This is a genomic window from Streptomyces sp. NPDC048111, from assembly GCF_043202815.1.
Classification (GTDB): Bacteria; Actinomycetota; Actinomycetes; order Streptomycetales; family Streptomycetaceae; genus Streptomyces.
Genome location: NZ_JBIDBD010000006.1, coordinates 249,248 through 268,016 on the forward strand (window position 1 = coordinate 249,248; position 18,769 = coordinate 268,016).

The window sequence follows — 18,769 nt, forward strand, 5'->3', positions numbered from 1 at the left end:
GGGGCGCACATGGTCCGCGCCCGAGCGGGTCCGGCGGCGTGCGACTAGGTTCCCCTCATGACGACCACCGCATCCAGGCACCCAGAGGACCCGGGGCAGCTCTCCTTCCCCCGGCACTCCGCACGCACCCAGCGCTTCACGCTCGGTGCGCCCCGCGCGTTCACCGTGTCCCCCGACGGCGAGCGGGTCGTCTTCCTGCGCTCGCCCTCGGGTACGGAACGCAGCAACCGGCTGTGGGTGCTCGACCTGGTACGCGGCGGCGCCGAGCGGATCGCGGCGGACCCCGCCGCCCTGCTCGACGGCACCGAGGAACGTCTCTCGGCGCAGGAGCGGGCGCGCCGCGAACGCAGTCGCGAGGGGTCGGCCGGAATCGTCGGCTACGCCACCGACGCGGCCGTGGAGCTCGCCGCCTTCGCCCTGTCCGGGCGGCTGTTCACCGCCGGGCTGCGGGCCGGCACCGCCCGCGAACTCCCGGTGCCGGGCCCGGTCCTCGACCCCCGCCCCTCCCCCGACGGGCGGTGGGTGGCCTATGTGACGCGGGGTGCGCTGCGGGTGGTGGGCGCCGAGGGCCAGGACGACCGGGCCCTCGCCGAGCCCGAGTCGGCCGAAGTGACGTACGGGCTCGCCGAGTTCATCGCGGCGGAGGAGATGTCGCGGTCGCGCGGCCACTGGTGGAGCCCCGGTTCGGACCGCGTCCTGGTGGCCCGCGCCGACGAGACGCCGGTGCGGCGCTGGTGGATCGCCGACCCGGCCAACCCCGGCCAGGAGCCGGCCCGGGTCGCCTATCCGGCGGCGGGCACCCCCAACGCCGAGGTGCGGCTGTTCCTCTACGCGCTGGACGGCACCCGCGTCGAGGTGGTCTGGGACCGGGCCCGCCATCCCTACCTGGCCCGGGTGCACTGGTCGCCGGACGGCTCCCCGCTGCTGCTCGTGCAGTCCCGGGACCAGCGCACCCAGTCCCACCTCGTGGTGGACCCGGCGACGGGCACCACCCGCACCGTGCACGTGGACGAGGACGCCGACTGGCTCGAACTCCTGCCGGGCGTCCCGGCGTGGGCACCCGACGGCCGGCTCGTGCGGATCGCCGACGAGGGCGGGGCGCGGGTCCTCGCCGTGGGCGACCGGACTCTGACCGGGCCTCAGCTGCACGTCAGGGCGGTGCTCGACATCGGTGCGGGCGATGTGCTCGTCTCGGCGTCGGCGGGCACGGCGGCCCCGTCGGGCGGGGACAGTGCTTCCGGGACCGGTGAGATCCATGTGTACCGCGTCAACGAGCTGGGTACGGAACGCGTCTCGGACGGCGCGGGAGTGCACTCGGCGGTGCGGTCCGGGGACGTCACGGTGCTCAGCTCCGCCCGGCCCGACCGGCCCGGCACGGACGTCCGGGTCCTGCGGGACGGCAGGGAACTGGCCAAGATCGCGTCATATGCCGCCACCCCGGGGCTTCCGGTGCGGCTGCGGCTGACCGAAGGGGGCGCACAGCGCATCCCGTGCGCCGTGCTGCTCCCGTCCCACTACCGCGAGTCGGACGGTCCGCTGCCCGTACTCATGGATCCGTACGGCGGCCCGCACGGACAGCGTGTGGTGGCCGCGCACAACGCGCACCTCACCTCGCAGTGGTTCGCCGACCAGGGCTTCGCGGTGGTCGTCGCGGACGGCCGCGGCACCCCGGGCCGCTCCCCCCGCTGGGAGAAGGCGATCCGCGAGGACTTCACGCTCGCCCTCGACGACCAGATCGAGGCGCTGCACGGCCTGGCGGGCGCCCATCCGCTGGACCTCGGCCGGGTGGCGATGCGCGGCTGGTCCTTCGGCGGCTACCTCTCGGCCCTCGCGGTGCTGCGCCGGCCGGACGTCTTCCACGCGGGCATCGCGGGCGCGCCGGTCACGGACTGGGAGCTGTACGACACGCACTACACGGAACGCTATCTGGGCGACCCGGCCCAGAGCCCGCACGTCTACGCCGCCAACTCACTCGTCCAGCAAGGGCAGTTGACGCGGTCCGCCGAGCCCGCCCGGCCCCTGATGGTCATCCACGGCATGGCGGACGACAACGTGGTGGTGGCGCACTCGCTGCGGCTCTCCTCCGCCCTGCTCGCCGCGGGCCACCCCCACGAGGTGCTTCCGCTGACGGGCGTGACGCACATGACGCCCCAGGAACAGGTCGCCGAGAACCTGCTGCTGCTCCAAGTCGACTTCCTGAGGCGGTCGTTGGGCCTTTCGAAGCCCTGACGGCCGAGCCGGGAGACGATGGCCATTTAGCGTGAGATTCCGGATAAGGAAGGCGCCTGTCAAGCACGCCGCCGCACCGAAGCGTGCAATCTTGGGCCAAGTGTTCCGATGAGTTTCTCCCGGCCGCCACCAACCCCTTGACTGCCGTCTCCGCACGCATGAATGTTCCGGTCAACAAATCACGCACCGGCGCCCGCTGAATCCTTCCTGTGCGGAGGGCAATGCGAAATGACGAGTTCCACAAGAGCTGCCATGGAGCCATCGGATCCGGTCCCCGAAGAGGGCCGGACTCCGGGTCCTTCCGATGGTTCGGACATCACGACGAGTGAGCTCGTCGGGCGTTCCCCGGGACGCCTCGCTTGGATCCGGTTCAGGCGCGACAAGGTGGGAATCCTGTGCGCCTGCACGGTTCTCGGATTCATTCTGGTCGCCCTGGCCGCTCCGCTCATCTCCCGGCTCTACGGCAAAGATCCCTATCAGCTCTACGGCCAGGACCGGGGTCTTCTCAACAGCTACGGCATTCCCTTGAAACCCAACGGCGGAATCGACAAGGACTTCTGGTTCGGCATCGAACCGAACCTCGGCCGCGACGTGTTCACGCTGTTGATCTACGGCATCCGCACCTCCCTGCTCATCGCACTCGCGGTCACCGTGGTCGCGGTGGTCATCGGCGTCCTGGTGGGCCTGGTGCAGGGCTATCTGGGCGGCCGGGCCGACTACTTCCTCGGCCGGTTCTCGGACCTGATGCTGTCGTTCCCGCAGCAGCTGTTCTTCATCGCCTTCACCCCGGTGATCGTCGCCCTGTTCGTCTCGCCCACCGAGGAGGAGCCGACCTACGTCCGCGTGGTGGCCCTGATCCTGGTGCAGCTGATCCTCGGCTGGATGACGGTCGGCCGGCTCATCAGGGCCCAGGTCCTGTCGCTGCGCGAGCGGGAGTTCATCGAGGCGGCCCGGCTCAGCGGGGCCTCGGGGTGGCGGATCATCCGCAAGGAGCTGCTGCCCAACATCTGGTCGACGGTCCTCGTGCAGTCGACCCTGCTGCTCCCGGTCAACGTGACCGCGGAGGCGGGCCTGTCCTACCTCGGCGTCGGGGTGCACAGCCCCACGCCGGACTGGGGCCTGCTCTTCCAGTCGGGCGCCACCTACTACGACTCCGATCTCACCTTCATGTTCTTCCCCGGCATCGCGATGGTCGTCTTCGTCGTCGCGTTCAACCTGCTCGGGGATGCGGTCCGGGACGCCCTCGACCCCAAGACCGTGCGCTGACGTCCGATCCTCCCGACAGGCAGGAACCCATGAGAAGAGACAAGGCGCGCCAGGTGTCCGCGGTCCTCGCGGTCGGGGCCCTGGCGCTGACCGCCGCGTGCAGCAGCGGCGGAGCGAGTGACGGCGGCAAGGGCCCGGACGCGGGCAAGAAGGCCGCGGTGCAGAACTTCGGCGTGGGCACCAAGGCCGATTCCACGGGACCGGCCGTGGCGGTCGACGGCGCCAAGAACGGCGGCACCGCCTACAGCCTGGACCAGTCCGGCTTCGACTACCTCGACCCGGGCCAGCAGTACGTGAGCGACCAGCTCTCGGTGCAGCTGCTCTACAACCGCTCGCTGACCGGCTACAAGATCGACCCGAAGACCGGCAGGACGATCGTCGTGGGCGACCTCGCCACGGACACCGGCACCCCGTCCGACGGCTCGAAGACCTGGACGTACACCCTCAAGGACGGGATCAAGTTCGAGGACGGCACCCCGGTCACCGCCCAGGACGTCAAGTACGGCATCGAGCGGCTCTTCGCCGACTACGAGACGCAAGGTCCCCAGTACGTCCAGAAGTGGCTGTTCGGCACCGACTACCGCAAGAAGTACGCGGGCCCCTACGGCGGCCGGTCGATTCCGGACGCGCAGATCGCCACGCCGGACGCCAGGACGCTCGTCTTCCACTTCCTCGCGCCGCACGCGGACACCCCGTACGCGATGGCGATGCCCAACATCTCGCCGGTGCCCAAGGCCAAGGACGACCAGCAGAAGTACAACAACCACCCGGTCGCGACCGGCCCGTACAAGATCGCGAGCTATCAGCCGGGCAAGTCGCTGACCTTCGTGCGCAACCCCAACTGGGACCCGAAGACCGACCCGATCCGCAACGCCTACCCCGACAAGTGGCAGTTCCAGCTGGGGATCGCGGAGCCGGGCCTCACCAACCGGCTCGCGGCCGACACCGGGACCGACCGGTTCGCCATCAACATGTCGGGCTCGGCCGACCCGTCGAAGATGCAGTCGCTGACCTCGGACCCGCAGTACAAGGACCGGACGGTCAACGAGTACCAGCCCTACGTCGAGGCGTTCAACCTCAACACCAGGCGGATCAAGGACCCCAAGGTCCGCCAGGCGGTGATGTACGCGTTCCCGATGCAGCAGGTGCAGCAGGCCTTCGGCGGCGGCGCGCAGGGTGACCTCGGCACCACGCTGCTGAGCCCGACGGTGGCCGGCTGGAAGAAGTTCGACCCGTTCGGCAAGCTCGCCAAGCCGATGGGCGACCCGCAGAAGGCGCAGCAGCTCCTCAAGGACGCCGGCGTGAGCACCCCGTACAAGATCTCGCTGGCGTACGCGAACACCCCGCGCTGGGACAGCGTGACCCTGACCATCCAGAAGGCGCTGGAGAAGGCCGGCTTCAAGGTCGAGCGCAAGGCCATCGACCCAACCTCGTACTACACGGTGGTCGGCAAGGTCGACACTCCGTACGACATGTACCGCACCGGCTGGGGCGCCGACTGGCCGAACGGCTCCACCGTGGTCCCGCCGACCATGGACGGGCGCAATCTGGCGGACGGCACCAACAACTACGCGTTCCTCGACGACCCGAAGATCAATGCGGAGATCGACCGCATCAACCAGATCACGGATCTGTCGCAGCAGGCCACCGCCTGGGACCAGCTCGCCGAATACTCCCTCCAGACGGACACCGCGCAGATTCCGTTCATCTTCGACAAGTACTTCAACCTGCACGGCTCCGGACTCGGTGGCGTCACCTACAACCAGGTGTACGGAACGATCAATCCGAACTCGGTCTTCGTGAAGCAGTAGCACGTGCGGTCCGGTTTCCCCGGCCCCGACCGGGCCGGGGAAACCGCATAGCGACGGAAGAGCCATCCCATGTTCCGTTTCCTGGTGCGCCGCGTGCTCGGTGCCGTGGTCATCCTGCTACTGATCAGCATGATCACCTATTTCCTCTTCTTCGCCCTGCCCTCCGATCCCGCGCTGCTTTCCTGCGGAAAACAGTGCGACCCCCAGAACGTCGCCCTGATCCGCAAGAACCTCGGGCTCGATCTGCCGGTCTGGACTCAGTACTGGCATTACATGGTCGGCATATTCGCCGGCCGCCATCTGCCCATCGGCGAATGCCCCGCACCCTGTTTCGGCTATTCCTTCGCCAATCAACAACCGGTCTGGGGCACGATCGCCGACAGTTATCCGACGACGCTGACCCTCGCGGTCGGCGGCGCCGCGGTCTTCCTGACCGTCGGCGTCTCGCTCGGTCTGGTCTCCGCCTGGCGCCAGGGCACCGTCTTCGACCGCGTCGCCAGCGCCACCTCACTGCTCGGCCAGTCGGTGCAGATCTATTTCATCGGCCCGCTCGCGATCCTGCTCTTCTCCACGAAACTGGGCTGGCTCGACCGGGGCCACGACGTGGACTGGCGCCACGACGCCTGGGGTTCGTTCACCGGGATGGTGCTGCCGTGCCTGGTCCTTTCGGTGATCTTCTGGTCCAACTACAGCCGCCAGACACGGTCGTTGATGGTGGAGCAGCTCTCGGAGGACCACATCAGGGCGGCCCGCGCCAAGGGCATGTCGTCGCGCTACGTCTTCCTGCGGTACGCGCTGCGCGGCGCGATGGCCACCATCGTCACCATCTTCGGCGTGGACCTCAGCGCGGTGCTCGGCGGCGCGATCATCACCGAGGTGACCTTCGGGCTGCACGGCCTCGGGCTGCTCTCGGTGCAGGCGGTGCTGCGCAGCGATCTGCCCCTGGAAATGGCCGTGATGCTCATCGGCGCCACCCTGATCGTCGTCTGCAACATCGTCGTGGATCTGGCGTACGCCTTCATCGACCCCCGGATCAGGCTCGCCTGACGCCCGCAGACCTCCAGGAGACCCCTCCGTGTCCACCCTGAGCCAGACCGCCGCCGGGTCCGCCACCGCACCGGCGCACCCCTTCCTGTCGGTGCGTGACCTGTACGTGCACTTCGCCACCGAGGACGGCACCGTCAAGGCCGTCGACGGACTCTCCTTCGACCTGGAACGCGGCTCCACGCTCGGCATCGTCGGCGAGTCGGGCTCCGGCAAGTCGGTGACCAACCTCGCCGTCCTGGGCCTCCACAACCCGCGCAACACCACGATCCGGGGTGAAATCCTGCTCGACGGACAGGAGTTGACCGGGGCGAGCGAGCGGCAGCTGAACCGGCTGCGCGGCAAGAAGATGGCGATGATCTTCCAGGACTCGCTGGCCGCGCTCTCGCCGTTCTACACGGTGGGCCGCCAGATCGCGGAGCCCTTGATGAAGCACACCGGCGCCTCCCGGCGCGAGGCCCGGGCCCGGGCCGTGGAGATGCTGCGCAAGGTCGGCATCCCCCAGCCCGAGCTGCGCGTGGACGACTATCCGCACCAGTTCTCCGGCGGCATGCGCCAGCGCGCCATGATCGCGATGGCGCTGGTCTGCGACCCCGACCTGGTGATCGCGGACGAGCCCACCACCGCGCTCGACGTGACCGTCCAGGCGCAGATCCTCGACCTCCTCAAGGACCTCCAGCAGGAGACCGGCGCGGCGATCATCATCATCACGCACGACCTCGGGGTGATCGCCAAGACCGCGGACCAGGTGATGGTGATGTACGCGGGCCGGTGCGTGGAGCGCGGGACCGTCACCGAGGTCATGCGTCGGCCCCAACACCCCTACAGTTGGGGCCTGTTGAGTTCGGTGCCACGCCTGGACTCCGCGGTGGAGGTCCCGCTCGTGCCGATCCCCGGCGCCCCGCCCAGTCTGCTCGCCCCGCCGCCCGGCTGCCCCTTCCATCCCCGGTGCCGGTTCACCGGGCAGGTGCCGGGCGACGCCTGCCGGACCGTACGGCCGCAGCTGCCGGAGCCGCGCGAAGAGGGACGGTCGGGCGCGGCCTGCCACCTGACGGCCGAGCAGAAGGAAGCCGTCTTCACCGAGCAGATCCGCCCCCGGCTGCGCTGACAAGGATGCGGGACATCGCCATGAGTGAGAACGCCACCCGTCTCGTCAAGCCCGGCGCCGCCTCCCCGGGCGCCGGCTCCCCCGGTCCGGGCTCCGGCCCGCTGCTCGAAGTGACCGGTCTCGTCAAGTACTTCCCGATCCACACGGGCTTCCTCGTCAAGCGGCACGTCGGGGACGTGCGCGCCGTGGACGGCATCGACTTCGCCGTCGGGCGGGGGGAGACGCTGGGCCTGGTCGGCGAGTCCGGCTGCGGCAAGTCGACCACGGGGCGCCTGGTGACCCGGCTCCTCGAACCGAGCGCCGGCACCATCGCGTACGCGGGCCAGGACATCACGCACGCCTCGCGCCGCGCCCTGGCGCCCATCAGGTCCCAGATCCAGATGATCTTCCAGGACCCGTACGCCTCGCTCAACCCGCGCCAGACGGTGGGCGACATCATCGCCAACCCCATGGAGGTCAACCGCATCAGACCGCCGGGCGGGGTGGAGCGGCGGGTGCGCGAACTCCTGGAGATCGTCGGGCTCAACCCCGAGCACTACAACCGCTTCCCGCACGAGTTCTCCGGGGGCCAGCGCCAACGCATCGGCGTGGCGCGGGCGTTGGGGATGGAGCCGAAGCTGATCGTGGCGGACGAGCCGGTCTCGGCGCTGGACGTGTCCATCCAGGCACAGGTGGTCAATCTGCTCCAGGAGCTCCAGCGCGAGCTGGACATCGCCTTCCTCTTCATCGCCCACGACCTGGCCGTCGTACGGCACTTCTCGCAGCGGGTGGCGGTGATGTATCTGGGCCGGATCGTGGAGGTCGGCGACCGCGAGTCGATCTACCGGCGCCCTCGGCACCCGTACACGCACGCGCTGCTCTCCGCGGTGCCGGAGGCGGTGGTGGACGAGGGGGCTGCGGGGCGGGAGCGGATCCGGCTCGCGGGGGACGTGCCCTCGCCCGTGAACCCGCCCTCGGGGTGCCGGTTCCGTACGCGGTGCTGGAAGGCGCGGGAGCGGTGCGCCTCCGAGGTGCCGGCGCTGGTGCGCCTGCCCGACGCCGCAGAGGGTCACCTCACGGCCTGCCACTACCCCCAGCCCGCGCCGACGCACCCGCGCAGTTCCCCGCGCCCCTAGACCCCCCGATGGTGCCGCCCAGCCCGCGCAGTTCCCCGCGCCCCTGATCGCCCACCCGCAGACCGTGCTGGCGCACCCGCGCAGTTCCCCGCGCCCCTGAAGGCTCGGCTACGCCATCGCCCCCAGCCCCGCCAGGGGCGCGGGGAACTGCGCGAGAAGCGACCACAACCCGCACCCGACAAGGGGGTTGGGGGCGCGAGGAACTGCGCGGCCAGCCCCCGCCGGCCCGCGCACAGCCACCGCCCCAGGGGCGCGGGGAACTGCGCAAAAGGGCCCCGGCACGGACGCGCCCAGGGGTCGAGGGGCGCGGGGAACCCCGCGGAGGGGGTGCCGGGGCTAAGGGCGTTCCGGGGGGAGCACTCGCTTCTCCTCGGCGAAGTGGCACGCCGAAGGATGCCGCGCCGGCCCGGCCCCGAGCCGGAACTCGGCCGGCACGGCCAGCGCAGGCACCTCCTGGGCACACCGCTCCCGCGCCTTCCAGCACCGCGTACGGAACCGGCACCCCGAAGGGGGGTTGGCGGGCGACGGCACGTCCCCGGAGAGGATGATCCGCTCGCGGGAGACCCGCGCCGCGGGGTCGGGCACCGGCACGGCGGAGAGCAGCGCCTGGGTGTAGGGGTGGGTGGGGTGGTCGTAGATCTCCTCGTCCCGCCCGATCTCCACGATCCGCCCGAGATACATCACCCCCACCCGGTCGGAGATGTGCCGCACGATCGACAGGTCGTGGGCGATGAACACGTACGAGAGGGAGAACTCGCTCTGGAGGCGGTCGAGCAGGTTCACCACCTGCGCCTGGACCGACACGTCCAGCGCCGAGACCGGCTCGTCCGCCACGATGACCTCGGGCCGCAGCGCCAGCCCCCGGGCGATGCCGATGCGCTGGCGCTGACCGCCGGAGAACTGGTGCGGGTACCGGTTGATGTACTCGGGGTTGAGCCCGACCACGTCGAGCAGGTCCTGGACCTTGCGGCGCCGGTCCCCCTTCGGTGCCACCTCGGGGTGGATCTCGTACGGCTCCCCGATGATGTCGCCGACCGTCATGCGCGGGTTCAGCGAGGTGTACGGGTCCTGGAACACCATCTGGATGTTGCGGCGGACCGCCTTGAGCGCCCGGCCCGACATCCGCGTGATGTCCTCGCCCTTGTACAGGATCTGCCCGGAGGTCGGCCGCTCCAGGTTGACCAGCATCTTGGCAACCGTCGACTTGCCGCAGCCGGACTCCCCCACGATGCCGAGCGTCTCACCCGCCGCGAGACCGAAGGAGACCCCGTCGACCGCCTTGACCGCGCCGACGTGCTTCTTGAAGAGGATGCCCTGCGTCAGCGGGTAGTGCTTGACCAGATCCCTGACCTCCAGAATGGCCTCAGCCATCGAGGGTCTCCTTCCAGAAGAAGCACGCGCTCTGCCGGGCGGGGCCCACGTCGAACAGGGGCGGCACCTCGGTGCGGCAGATGTCCTGGGCCATCGGGCAGCGCGGGTTGAAGGCGCAGCCCGGCGGGATGTGCATCAGGTTGGGCGGCAGGCCCTTGATCGCGTACAGCTCCTGGCCCTTCTGGTCCAGGCGCGGGATCGATTCGAGCAGACCCTTGGTGTAGGGGTGCGCGGGGCGCTGGTAGATCTCGTGGACCGGCGCCTGCTCGACGATCCGGCCCGCGTACATGACCGCGATCTTGTCCGCGACGTCGGCGACCACGCCGAGGTCGTGGGTGATCAGGATGAGCCCCATGTTGAGCTCGCGCTGCAACTCGGCCAGCAGGTCCATGACTTGGGCCTGGACGGTGACGTCCAGCGCGGTGGTCGGCTCGTCGGCGATGATCAGGGCGGGCTCCAGGGCCATCGCCATGGCGATCATGATGCGCTGGCGCATACCGCCGGAGAACTGGTGGGGGTACTGCCCCACCCGCTCCTTCGCCGCCGGGATGCGCACCCGGTCCATCAGCTCGACGGCCCGCGCCCTGCCGTCCTTGCGGGACATGCCGCGGTGGACGGTGAACATCTCCGAGAGCTGGTCGCCGACGCTGAGCACCGGGTTCAGGGACGACAGCGCGTCCTGGAAGATCATCGCCATCTCGGAGCCGCGGATCTTGCGCCGCTCGTCCTCCTTGAGCGTGAGCAGGTCCCTGCCCCGGAAGACGATCTCGCCGCCCGCGATCTTCCCCGGAGGCATGTCGAGGATGCCCATGACCGCCTGAGCGGTCACGGACTTGCCGGAGCCCGATTCGCCGAGCACGGCCAGCGTCTCGCCCGCGTCCACCGAGTAGTTGACCCCGTTGACCGCCTTGGCGACCCCGTCGCGCGTCCTGAACTCCACCTGGAGATCGCGTACTTCGAGCAGCATGGTCCCTCTCCTCACCGCAGCTTGGGGTCGAGGGCGTCGCGCACCGCGTCGCCGAGCATGATGAACGCGAGCACCGTGATCGCCAGCGCGCCGGCCGGCCAGAGCATCATGTGCGGGGCGTTGCGGATGTACTGGGACGCGGACGAAATGTCGATGCCCCACGACACGGTGGGCGGCTTGAGGCCGACGCCGAGGTAGGACAGCGTCGCTTCGAGCGCGATGTACGTACCGAGCGCGATCGTCGCCACGACGATCACCGGGGCGACCGCGTTCGGCGCGATGTGGCGCAGCAGCATGCGGGAGTTGGAGGCGCCGAGCGCGCGGGCCGCCTGGACGTAGTCGTTCTGCTTGGCGGTGATGACCGAGCCGCGCGCGATGCGGGCGATCTGCGGCCAGCCCAGCAGGATCATGAAGCCGATGACCGGCCAGACGGTGGAGGAGGTGACCACCGAGAGGAAGACCAGGCCGCCGAGGACGACCGGGATGCCGAAGAAGATGTCGGTGACGCGGGAGAGCAGCGCGTCCCAGCCGCCGCCGAAGAACCCGGCGAGCCCGCCCACCAACGAGCCGAACAGGGCGACGCCGAGGGTGGTGCACACGCCGACGGTGACCGAGGTGCGGGCGCCGTAGACGGTCCGCGTGTACACGTCGCAGCCCTGCCCGTTGAAGCCGAAGGGGTGGCCCGGCTGGGAGCCCTCCTGGGCCTTGGCGAGGTCGCACTGGAGCGGGTTGCCGCTCGCGATCAGCGAGGGCCAGATGGAGATGACGACCAGGAAGAGGATGACGAGCCCGGAGATGATGAAGACCGGGTTGCGCCGCAGGTCGCGCCAGGCGTCCGACCACAACGAGCGCGCCTTCTCGGCGGGGCCCGTGCCCTGCGGTCCGCCCGGGGTGCGCTCCAGCGTCGTCGCCTCGCTCGCGGCGAGGTCCATCGCCCCGCCCGCCCCCGTACCGGCGATCGCTCCTTCGTCGTACGGCTCAGGCATAGCGGATCCTCGGGTCGAGTACGGCGTACAGGAGGTCGACGATGAGGTTGGCGACGAGGAAGACCAGGACGAGCACGGTCACGAAGCCGACGACGGTCTGGGTGCTCTGGCGCAGGATGCCCTGGTAGAGCTGGTAGCCGACGCCGTGGATGTTGAAGATCCGCTCGGTGACGATGGCGCCGCCCATCAGGGCGCCCACATCGGTGCCGATGAAGGTGACCACCGGGATCAGCGAGTTGCGCAGCAGGTGCTTGGTGATCACCCGCCGGCGCGGCAGGCCCTTGGCGATCGCGGTGCGCACGTAGTCGGCGCGGGAGTTCTCGGCGATCGAGGTGCGGGTCAGACGCGTGACGTAGGCCAGCGAGACCGACGCCAGCACGAGCCCGGGGATGAGGAGTTCGTTGAACGGGGCCTCCGACGAGACCGTGGGTCTGATGACCCCCCACTCCACGCCGAGGAGCAGCTGGAGCAGCAGTCCGGTGACGAAGACGGGGATCGCGATGACGATCAGGGTCAGCATCAGCACGACGGTGTCGACGGGACGGCCGCGGCGCAGCCCGGTGACCACGCCGAGGCTGATGCCGATGACGATCTCGAAGAGGACCGCCACGATCGTCAGCCGGATGGTGACGGGGAAGGCGGTCGACATCAGCTCGGTGACCTTCTGCCCGTTGAACGCGGTCCCGAAGTCGCCGGTGAACACGTTCCCCATGTACGTCAGGTACTGCTGCCACACCGGCTTGTCGAGGCCGAACTCCTTCTTGAGCTGGGCCGCGGTGGACGCGTCGCACGCCTTGTCGCCGCACAGCCCCGCGATGGGGTCGCCCATCACGTTCACCATCAGGAAGATCAGCAGCGTCGCCCCGAAGAAGACCGGGATCATCTGGAGCAGACGCCGGAGCACATACCGTCCCATGAGGCCCTCCGGGGGTCGTCAGAACCGTCCGGGCCACGGTCCGGCGGCGCGTACGGCGCACCGGACCGTGTGCCCTAGGGCGTCACTTGACCTTGATCTGGTCGTAGACGGGGACGCTGAACGGGTTCAGCGAGACATTGCTGATGCGGTCCGAGTAGCCGGCGCTGCCGTTCTGGTACCAGAGCGGGATGGCCGCCATCTGGTCCCGTACGACGCCCTCGGCCGCCTGGAAGTCGGCGACGGCCTTCGTCTTGTCGGTGTCGGCGTTGGCCTGGTTGACCAGCTTGTCGAACTCGGCGTTGGTCCACTTGCCGTCGTTGGAGGAGGCGCCGGTGTAGTACAGCGGCTGGAGGAAGTTCTGGATCAGCGGGTAGTCCATCTGCCAGCCGGCCCGGAAGGGGCCGGTCATCTTGGACTGGGTGATCTGGCTGCGGAAGTCGGCGAAGGTGCCGACGGGACCGCCGACGCACGCCTTGTCGTTGCCCAGCGCGTTGTTGATGCTGTTGCAGACGGCGTCGACCCACTCCTTGTGCGAGCCGGTGTCCGCGTTGTACGCGATCTTCAGCTGGCCGCCGGGGATGCCGCCGCCCTCGGTGATCAGCTTCTTGGCCTCGGTGGGGTTGTAGGTGCAGCCGTCCCCGCAGAGCCCGGCCTTGTAGCCGCCCGCCTCGCCGAGGACCGGTGAGGTCCAGTCGGTGGCGGGGGTGCGGGTCTTCTGGAAGATGGTGTCGGTGATCTGTTGGCGGTTGATCGCCATCGAGATGCCCTTGCGGACCTTGACCGCGTCCGGGGTGTTCCAGACCGCGTCGTAGTACGGGAAGGCGAGGGTCTGGATGATGCCGGCCGGGGTGTTGATGTACCGGTCGCCGAGGTCGGCCTTCACGTTCTTGAGCTGGGAGGCGGGCACGTCGTCCACGAGGTCGAGGTTGCCGGCCGTCAGATCGGTGTAGGCGGTGTTGTTGTCGGTGTAGACCTTGAGGTCGATGCCGCCGTTCTGGGCCTTGTCCGAGCCCATGTAGCCGTCCCACTTGCGCATCGACAGCTTGGAGCCCTTGGTGTACGAGTCGACCGTGTACGGGCCGTTGCCGACGGGCTTGGACAGCCAGGCCGCGTGGTTGTCGAAGAACGACCGGGGCAGCGGCGCGAAGGCCGGGTAGCCGAGGGTGTCGGGCCAGGTGGAGAACTTCTGGTTGAGCTTGACCGTGAAGGTCTTGTCGTCGACGACCTTGAGCCCGGACATGGTGTCCGCCGACGCGCTCCCCTCCTTGGGGTGGACCTGGTCGTAGCCCTCGATGTAGCCGAACATCGACGCGTTCTTCTGGTTGTTCTTCAGGTTGGCGCCGTAGTTCCAGGCGTCCACGAAGGACTTGGCGGTGACCTTCTCGCCGTTGGAGAACGTCCAGCCGTCCTTGAGGGTCACCTTGAAGTTCTGCGAGTCCGAGGTCTCGATGCTCTGGGCGAGCATGTCCTTGGCCTCGCCGGTCTTCGGGTCGTACCGCTTGAGCCCGCGCATCAGCATGTCGAGGACCTTGCCGCCCTGGACCTCGTTGGTGTTGGCGGGCTCCAGCGGGTTCTGCGGGTCGCCCCACGAGGAGCTGACCACGCCGTCGGCACCACCACCGCCGCTGCTCCCCCCTCCACCGCAGGCCGTCGCCGCGAGGGCGACGATCACCGCACCTGCGGCCCACTTGGCGTGCGTGGCTCCGCGCATGGAGTCCTCCTAGAGTCCCATTCGAGTCCCAAGTCTCACTTAGGCCCAAATATCACCCCAGAAGCGGACGGGTCGCACCTTTACCAGCGCCGTACGAGCGCCCCGGCGCACCGGAACGGCAAACGGGTGGGCCCGCGACTTCGCTCGGAAGTCGCGGGCCCACCCGTTCGTACGGGTCGTCAGGCGGCGCCGACGACGTCCTTCTCCTCGGCGAAGTGGCACGCCGATTCGTGCGCGACCGGGCTGTCCAGGCCCTGGAAGCGCTCCGGGATCGCCAGCAGCGGGACCTCGGTGGCGCAGCGCTCCTCCGCCTTCCAGCAGCGGGTGCGGAAGCGGCAGCCCGACGGCGGGTTGGCGGGCGAGGGGACGTCTCCGGTGAGGATGATCCGCTCGCGGTGCTCGCGCGCGTCCGGGTCGGGGACCGGGACGGCGGAGAGCAGCGCCTGGGTGTAGGGGTGCGTCGGGTGCTCGTAGATCTGCTGGTCGGTGCCGATCTCGGCCATCTTGCCGAGGTACATCACGCCCACGCGGTCCGAGATGTGCCGAACGATCGACAGGTCGTGCGCGATGAACACGTACGACAGGTTGAACTCGTTCTGGAGCTTCTCCATCAGGTTGATGACCTGGGCCTGGACGGACACGTCCAGAGCGGAGACCGGCTCGTCGCAGATGATGATCTCGGGGTTCAGGGCCAGGCCGCGGGCGATGCCGATGCGCTGGCGCTGACCGCCGGAGAACTGGTGCGGGTAGCGGTTGATGTACTCCGGGTTGAGGCCGACGACGTCCAGGAGTTCCTCGACCTTGCGCCGCCGGTCGCCCTTCGGGGCCACCTCGGGGTGGATGTCGAAGGGCTCCCCGATGATGTCGCCGACCGTCATGCGCGGGTTCAGCGAGGTGTACGGGTCCTGGAACACCATCTGGATGTTGCGGCGGACCGCCTTCAGCGCGCGCCCGGACAGCTTGGTGATGTCCTGGCCCTTGTAGAAGACCTCGCCGGCGGTCGCCCGCTCCAGCGTCATCAGGAGCCGGGCGACGGTGGACTTGCCACAGCCGGACTCGCCCACGATGCCGAGCGTCTCGCCCTGGTACAGGTCGAAGGAGACGCCGTCGACGGCCTTGACCGCACCGACCTGCTTGCGGAACAGGATGCCGCTGGTCAGCGGGAAGTGCTTGACCAGATTGCGGACCTGGAGGATCGGCTCGCCCCGGTCGACCGGAGCGTCGAGGATGGCCTCGACCTCGGTGGTCGTGGAGGCGTCCGCCTTGACGACGTCGGTGACGTTGGGAGTGGCGTCCACGGCCTCGTCCTTCTTGTCGAGCTCAGCCATGGATCGTCTCCTTCCAGAAGTGGCAGGCGCTGCCGCGGCCGACCAGATCGGTGCCGTCCTGCTCGGTCACCGGCAGCAGGGGCGGGACCTCCTCGCGGCAGATGTCCTGCGCCTGCGGGCAGCGCGGGTTGAAGGCGCAACCCGACGGGATCTTGAGCAGGTTGGGCGGCAGGCCCTTGATCGCGTACAGCTCCTGGCCCTTCTGGTCCAGGCGCGGGATCGACTCCAGCAGACCCTTGGTGTAGGGGTGCGCGGGCCGCTTGTAGATCTCGTGGACCGGCGCCTGCTCGACGATCCGGCCCGCGTACATGACCGCGATCTTGTCCGCGACGTCGGCGACCACGCCGAGGTCGTGGGTGATCAGGATCAGGCCCATGTTGTACTCGCGCTGGAGCTCCGCGAGCAGGTCCATGACCTGGGCCTGGACGGTCACGTCCAGCGCGGTGGTCGGCTCGTCCGCGATGATCAGGTCGGGCTCCAGGGCGAGCGCCATCGCGATCATGATGCGCTGGCGCATACCGCCGGAGAACTGGTGGGGGTAGTCGCTGACCCGGGCCTTGGCGGCCGGGATCTTGACCTTGTCCATCAGCTCGATGGCCTTGAGCTTGGCGTCCTTGCGGGACAGCCCCTGGTGCACCTGGAACATCTCGCCGAGCTGGTAGCCGACGTTGAGCACCGGGTTGAGCGCGGAGAGCGCGTCCTGGAAGATCATCGCGATCTTCCGGCCGCGGATCTTGCGGCGCTCCTCGTTGGACATCTTGAGCATGTCCCGGCCGTGGAAGAGGATCTCGCCCTGCGGGATCTTCCCCGGCGGCATGTCGAGGATGCCCATGATCGCCTGAGCGGTCACGGACTTGCCGGAGCCGGACTCGCCGAGCACGGCGAGCGTCTCGCCCGCGTTCACCGAGTAGTTGACACCGTTGACCGCCTTGGCCACACCCTCACGGGTGTGGAACTCCACGTGCAGGTCACGGACTTCGAGCAGCGCCGCGGATTCGTCCCCACCGGGACGCTGTGCCGGGACGTCGAGGGTCTTGTCGATAGTGGTCACGTACGCCCTCCTCAGCGCAGCTTGGGGTCGAGGGCGTCGCGCACCGCGTCGCCGAGCATGATGAACGCGAGCACGGTGAGGCTCAGCATGGCCGCCGGGAAGAACAGCGCGTGCGGGGCCGTACGGATCACGTTCTTGGCCGAGGAGATGTCGATGCCCCAGCTGATCGTCGGGTCCTGAAGGCCGATGCCGAGGTAGCTCAGCGTCGCCTCGGCGCCGATGTAGCCGCCGAGCGCGATCGTGGCGACCACGATCACCGGGGCGACCGCGTTCGGCAGGATGTGCCGCAGCATGATCCGGAACGTGCTGGCGCCGAGCGCCCTGGCCGCGGTGACGTAGTCGGCCGCCTTGGCGGTGATCACGGCGCCGCGCATGACACGGGTCATCTGCGTCCAGCCGAGCACACCGAGGGCGAACACCACGGTCCACACGGTGCGGTTGGTGAACGCGCTGAGCAGGACCAGCGCGCCGAGCAGCAGCGGGATGCCGAAGAAGATGTCGGTGACGCGGGAGATCAGGGTGTCGACCCAGCCGCCGAAGTAGCCGGCCACCATGCCGGTGATGCCACCGATGAGGGTGACCGCGGCGGTCACGCAGATGCCGACCGTGATCGAGGCCCGGGCGCCGTAGAGCGTACGGGCGTAGATGCTGCGGCCCTGACCGTCGTAGCCGAACCAGTCCGGCTGGAAGACGTGACCCCAACTGGGGGTGGTCAGGTAGTGGTTGCGCAGATCGCCGGCGCGCGGGTCCACCGAGGTGAACAGGCTCGGCGCGATGGAGATGGCGATCAGCAGCAGGATGAGCAGCGCCGAGAGGATGAAGACCGGGCGGCGGCGCAGATCGCCCCACGCGTCCGACCAGAGGCTGCGCGGCTTGTCGACCTGGCCGGCCGGGGCGGTCACGGTCGCCGCTCCGGGGACCGAGGTCTTCTCGATGGTGTCAGGCATACCGGATCCTCGGGTCCAGGACCGCGTAGAGCAGGTCGACGATCAGGCTGGAGAGGAGGTAGACGACGACCAGGACGGTCACGAAACCGACCACCGTCGCACCCTCCTTGCCGTTGATGGCGCGGTAGAGCGCGTTTCCGACACCCTGCACGTTGAAGATGCCCTCGGTGACGATCGCGCCGCCCATCAGGGCGCCGAGGTCGGTGCCGAGGAAGGTGACCACCGGGATGAGCGAGTTGCGCAGCAGGTGGCGGGTGATGATCCGGCGCTTGGGCAGACCCTTGGCGACGGCGGTGCGGATGTAGTCCGCGCGCAGGTTCTCCACGATGGAGGTGCGCGAGAGCCGTGCCACGTACGCGAGCGACAGCGAGCCGAGGACGATGGCCGGCAGCAGCAACTGGCCGAGGTCCATGGAGTTCTGGACGGTCGGCGTGACCCATCCGAGGCCGTCCGCGAAGATCGCCTGGAAGATGTAGGCCAGGACGAAGATCGGCACGGAGATCACCAGCAGGGTGATGACCAGGACGAGCTTGTCCATGAGCTTGTTGCGGCGCAGGCCCGAGAGCACGCCCAGCAGAACGCCGAGGACGAGCTCGATGCTGAACGCCATGAGGGCGAGCCGGATGGTGACCGGCAGTGCCTCGCTCATCACGTCCGTGACCTTGCGGCCCGACATCGTGTTGCCGAAGTCGAGCTGGACCAGGTTGGTGATGTAGTCCCAGTACTGCTTCCACAGCGGCTGGTCAAGGCCCAGTTGGTGCCTGATGGCGGCGAGCTGGGCGGGGTCTGCCGCCTTGTCGCCCCACATGGCTCTGACGGGGTCGCCCGGCAGGGCGTACACCATCAGGAAGATGAGCAGGGTCGTCCCGAGGAATACCGGGATCATCTGGAGCAGTCGCCTCGCGACATAACGCCCCAT

Annotated in this window: 15 protein-coding genes; 6 read left to right on the top strand and 9 right to left on the bottom strand. The window is 69.0% G+C overall.

The window, feature by feature from the left end:
- Nucleotides 1-57: 57 nt before the first annotated feature.
- The 6 genes from ACGF3I_RS14350 (at nucleotide 58) to ACGF3I_RS14375 (ending at nucleotide 8,573) form a co-directional block, all read left to right on the top strand.
- Nucleotides 58-2,229 (top strand): prolyl oligopeptidase family serine peptidase, encoded by a 2,172-nt coding sequence (locus ACGF3I_RS14350; protein WP_393131648.1) that lies wholly within the window; start codon nucleotides 58-60, stop codon nucleotides 2,227-2,229.
- A 228-nt stretch (nucleotides 2,230-2,457) separates the two neighbouring features.
- On the top strand, nucleotides 2,458-3,495 hold the full coding sequence (locus tag ACGF3I_RS14355; RefSeq protein WP_393131650.1) for an ABC transporter permease: 1,038 nt from the start codon (nucleotides 2,458-2,460) through the stop codon (nucleotides 3,493-3,495).
- A 29-nt stretch (nucleotides 3,496-3,524) separates the two neighbouring features.
- Nucleotides 3,525-5,306: an ABC transporter substrate-binding protein gene (locus tag ACGF3I_RS14360; protein WP_393131652.1), complete on the top strand. Its 1,782-nt coding sequence runs from the start codon at nucleotides 3,525-3,527 to the stop codon at nucleotides 5,304-5,306.
- Between the two features lie 69 nt (nucleotides 5,307-5,375).
- On the top strand, nucleotides 5,376-6,353 hold the full coding sequence (locus tag ACGF3I_RS14365) for an ABC transporter permease (protein ID WP_393131654.1): 978 nt from the start codon (nucleotides 5,376-5,378) through the stop codon (nucleotides 6,351-6,353).
- Between the two features lie 28 nt (nucleotides 6,354-6,381).
- A complete protein-coding gene (locus ACGF3I_RS14370) occupies nucleotides 6,382-7,458 on the top strand; it encodes an ABC transporter ATP-binding protein (protein ID WP_393131656.1) in 1,077 nt (358 codons plus the stop codon).
- Nucleotides 7,459-7,478: 20 nt separating this feature from the next.
- Nucleotides 7,479-8,573: an ABC transporter ATP-binding protein gene (locus ACGF3I_RS14375; protein ID WP_393131658.1), complete on the top strand. Its 1,095-nt coding sequence runs from the start codon at nucleotides 7,479-7,481 to the stop codon at nucleotides 8,571-8,573.
- A 336-nt stretch (nucleotides 8,574-8,909) separates the two neighbouring features.
- Here the strand turns inward: ACGF3I_RS14375 and ACGF3I_RS14380 are convergent, their stop codons facing one another.
- The 9 genes from ACGF3I_RS14380 to ACGF3I_RS14420 all read right to left on the bottom strand — a co-directional run bounded on the left by ACGF3I_RS14380 (nucleotide 8,910) and on the right by ACGF3I_RS14420 (nucleotide 18,769).
- Nucleotides 8,910-9,944, bottom strand: coding sequence for an ABC transporter ATP-binding protein (locus ACGF3I_RS14380; RefSeq protein WP_393131660.1), 1,035 nt, complete (start codon nucleotides 9,942-9,944; stop codon nucleotides 8,910-8,912).
- Entirely contained in the window at nucleotides 9,937-10,911 is a 975-nt protein-coding gene (locus ACGF3I_RS14385; protein WP_393131662.1) for an ABC transporter ATP-binding protein, read from the bottom strand. Before ACGF3I_RS14385 ends, ACGF3I_RS14380 begins: the two co-directional genes overlap by 8 nt.
- 11 nt (nucleotides 10,912-10,922) lie before the next feature.
- On the bottom strand, nucleotides 10,923-11,897 hold the full coding sequence (locus tag ACGF3I_RS14390; protein ID WP_393131664.1) for an ABC transporter permease: 975 nt from the start codon (nucleotides 11,895-11,897) through the stop codon (nucleotides 10,923-10,925).
- Nucleotides 11,890-12,813 carry an ABC transporter permease gene (locus ACGF3I_RS14395; protein ID WP_393131666.1) on the bottom strand — a complete coding sequence of 308 codons (924 nt, stop codon included), beginning with the start codon at nucleotides 12,811-12,813 and terminating at the stop codon, nucleotides 11,890-11,892. The genes ACGF3I_RS14390 and ACGF3I_RS14395 overlap by 8 nt, the downstream gene beginning before the upstream one ends.
- 82 nt (nucleotides 12,814-12,895) lie before the next feature.
- Nucleotides 12,896-14,524 (bottom strand): ABC transporter substrate-binding protein, encoded by a 1,629-nt coding sequence (locus ACGF3I_RS14400; RefSeq protein ID WP_393131668.1) that lies wholly within the window; start codon nucleotides 14,522-14,524, stop codon nucleotides 12,896-12,898.
- A 179-nt stretch (nucleotides 14,525-14,703) separates the two neighbouring features.
- A complete protein-coding gene (locus tag ACGF3I_RS14405; RefSeq protein WP_393131670.1) occupies nucleotides 14,704-15,852 on the bottom strand; it encodes an ABC transporter ATP-binding protein in 1,149 nt (382 codons plus the stop codon).
- The gene (locus ACGF3I_RS14410; RefSeq protein ID WP_393131672.1) at nucleotides 15,845-16,903 is read right to left on the bottom strand and encodes an ABC transporter ATP-binding protein; all 1,059 of its coding nucleotides are present in this window, start codon (nucleotides 16,901-16,903) and stop codon (nucleotides 15,845-15,847) included. The genes ACGF3I_RS14405 and ACGF3I_RS14410 overlap by 8 nt, the downstream gene beginning before the upstream one ends.
- Nucleotides 16,904-16,914: 11 nt before the next feature.
- The gene (locus ACGF3I_RS14415) at nucleotides 16,915-17,850 is read right to left on the bottom strand and encodes an ABC transporter permease (protein ID WP_393131674.1); all 936 of its coding nucleotides are present in this window, start codon (nucleotides 17,848-17,850) and stop codon (nucleotides 16,915-16,917) included.
- Complete coding sequence (locus tag ACGF3I_RS14420; RefSeq protein ID WP_393131676.1) at nucleotides 17,843-18,769, bottom strand: ABC transporter permease; 927 nt, start codon at nucleotides 18,767-18,769, stop codon at nucleotides 17,843-17,845. The genes ACGF3I_RS14415 and ACGF3I_RS14420 overlap by 8 nt, the downstream gene beginning before the upstream one ends.

Coding starts and splice junctions, on each gene's coding strand:
- ACGF3I_RS14350 (WP_393131648.1), top strand. CDS start 58: ATGACGACCACCGCATCCAGGCACCCAGAGGACCCGGGGCAGCTCTCC.
- ACGF3I_RS14355 (WP_393131650.1), top strand. CDS start 2,458: ATGACGAGTTCCACAAGAGCTGCCATGGAGCCATCGGATCCGGTCCCC.
- ACGF3I_RS14360 (WP_393131652.1), top strand. CDS start 3,525: ATGAGAAGAGACAAGGCGCGCCAGGTGTCCGCGGTCCTCGCGGTCGGG.
- ACGF3I_RS14365 (WP_393131654.1), top strand. CDS start 5,376: ATGTTCCGTTTCCTGGTGCGCCGCGTGCTCGGTGCCGTGGTCATCCTG.
- ACGF3I_RS14375 (WP_393131658.1), top strand. CDS start 7,479: ATGAGTGAGAACGCCACCCGTCTCGTCAAGCCCGGCGCCGCCTCCCCG.
- ACGF3I_RS14380 (WP_393131660.1), bottom strand. CDS start 9,944: ATGGCTGAGGCCATTCTGGAGGTCAGGGATCTGGTCAAGCACTACCCG.
- ACGF3I_RS14385 (WP_393131662.1), bottom strand. CDS start 10,911: ATGCTGCTCGAAGTACGCGATCTCCAGGTGGAGTTCAGGACGCGCGAC.
- ACGF3I_RS14390 (WP_393131664.1), bottom strand. CDS start 11,897: ATGCCTGAGCCGTACGACGAAGGAGCGATCGCCGGTACGGGGGCGGGC.
- ACGF3I_RS14395 (WP_393131666.1), bottom strand. CDS start 12,813: ATGGGACGGTATGTGCTCCGGCGTCTGCTCCAGATGATCCCGGTCTTC.
- ACGF3I_RS14400 (WP_393131668.1), bottom strand. CDS start 14,524: ATGCGCGGAGCCACGCACGCCAAGTGGGCCGCAGGTGCGGTGATCGTC.
- ACGF3I_RS14405 (WP_393131670.1), bottom strand. CDS start 15,852: ATGGCTGAGCTCGACAAGAAGGACGAGGCCGTGGACGCCACTCCCAAC.
- ACGF3I_RS14415 (WP_393131674.1), bottom strand. CDS start 17,850: ATGCCTGACACCATCGAGAAGACCTCGGTCCCCGGAGCGGCGACCGTG.
- ACGF3I_RS14420 (WP_393131676.1), bottom strand. CDS start 18,769: ATGGGGCGTTATGTCGCGAGGCGACTGCTCCAGATGATCCCGGTATTC.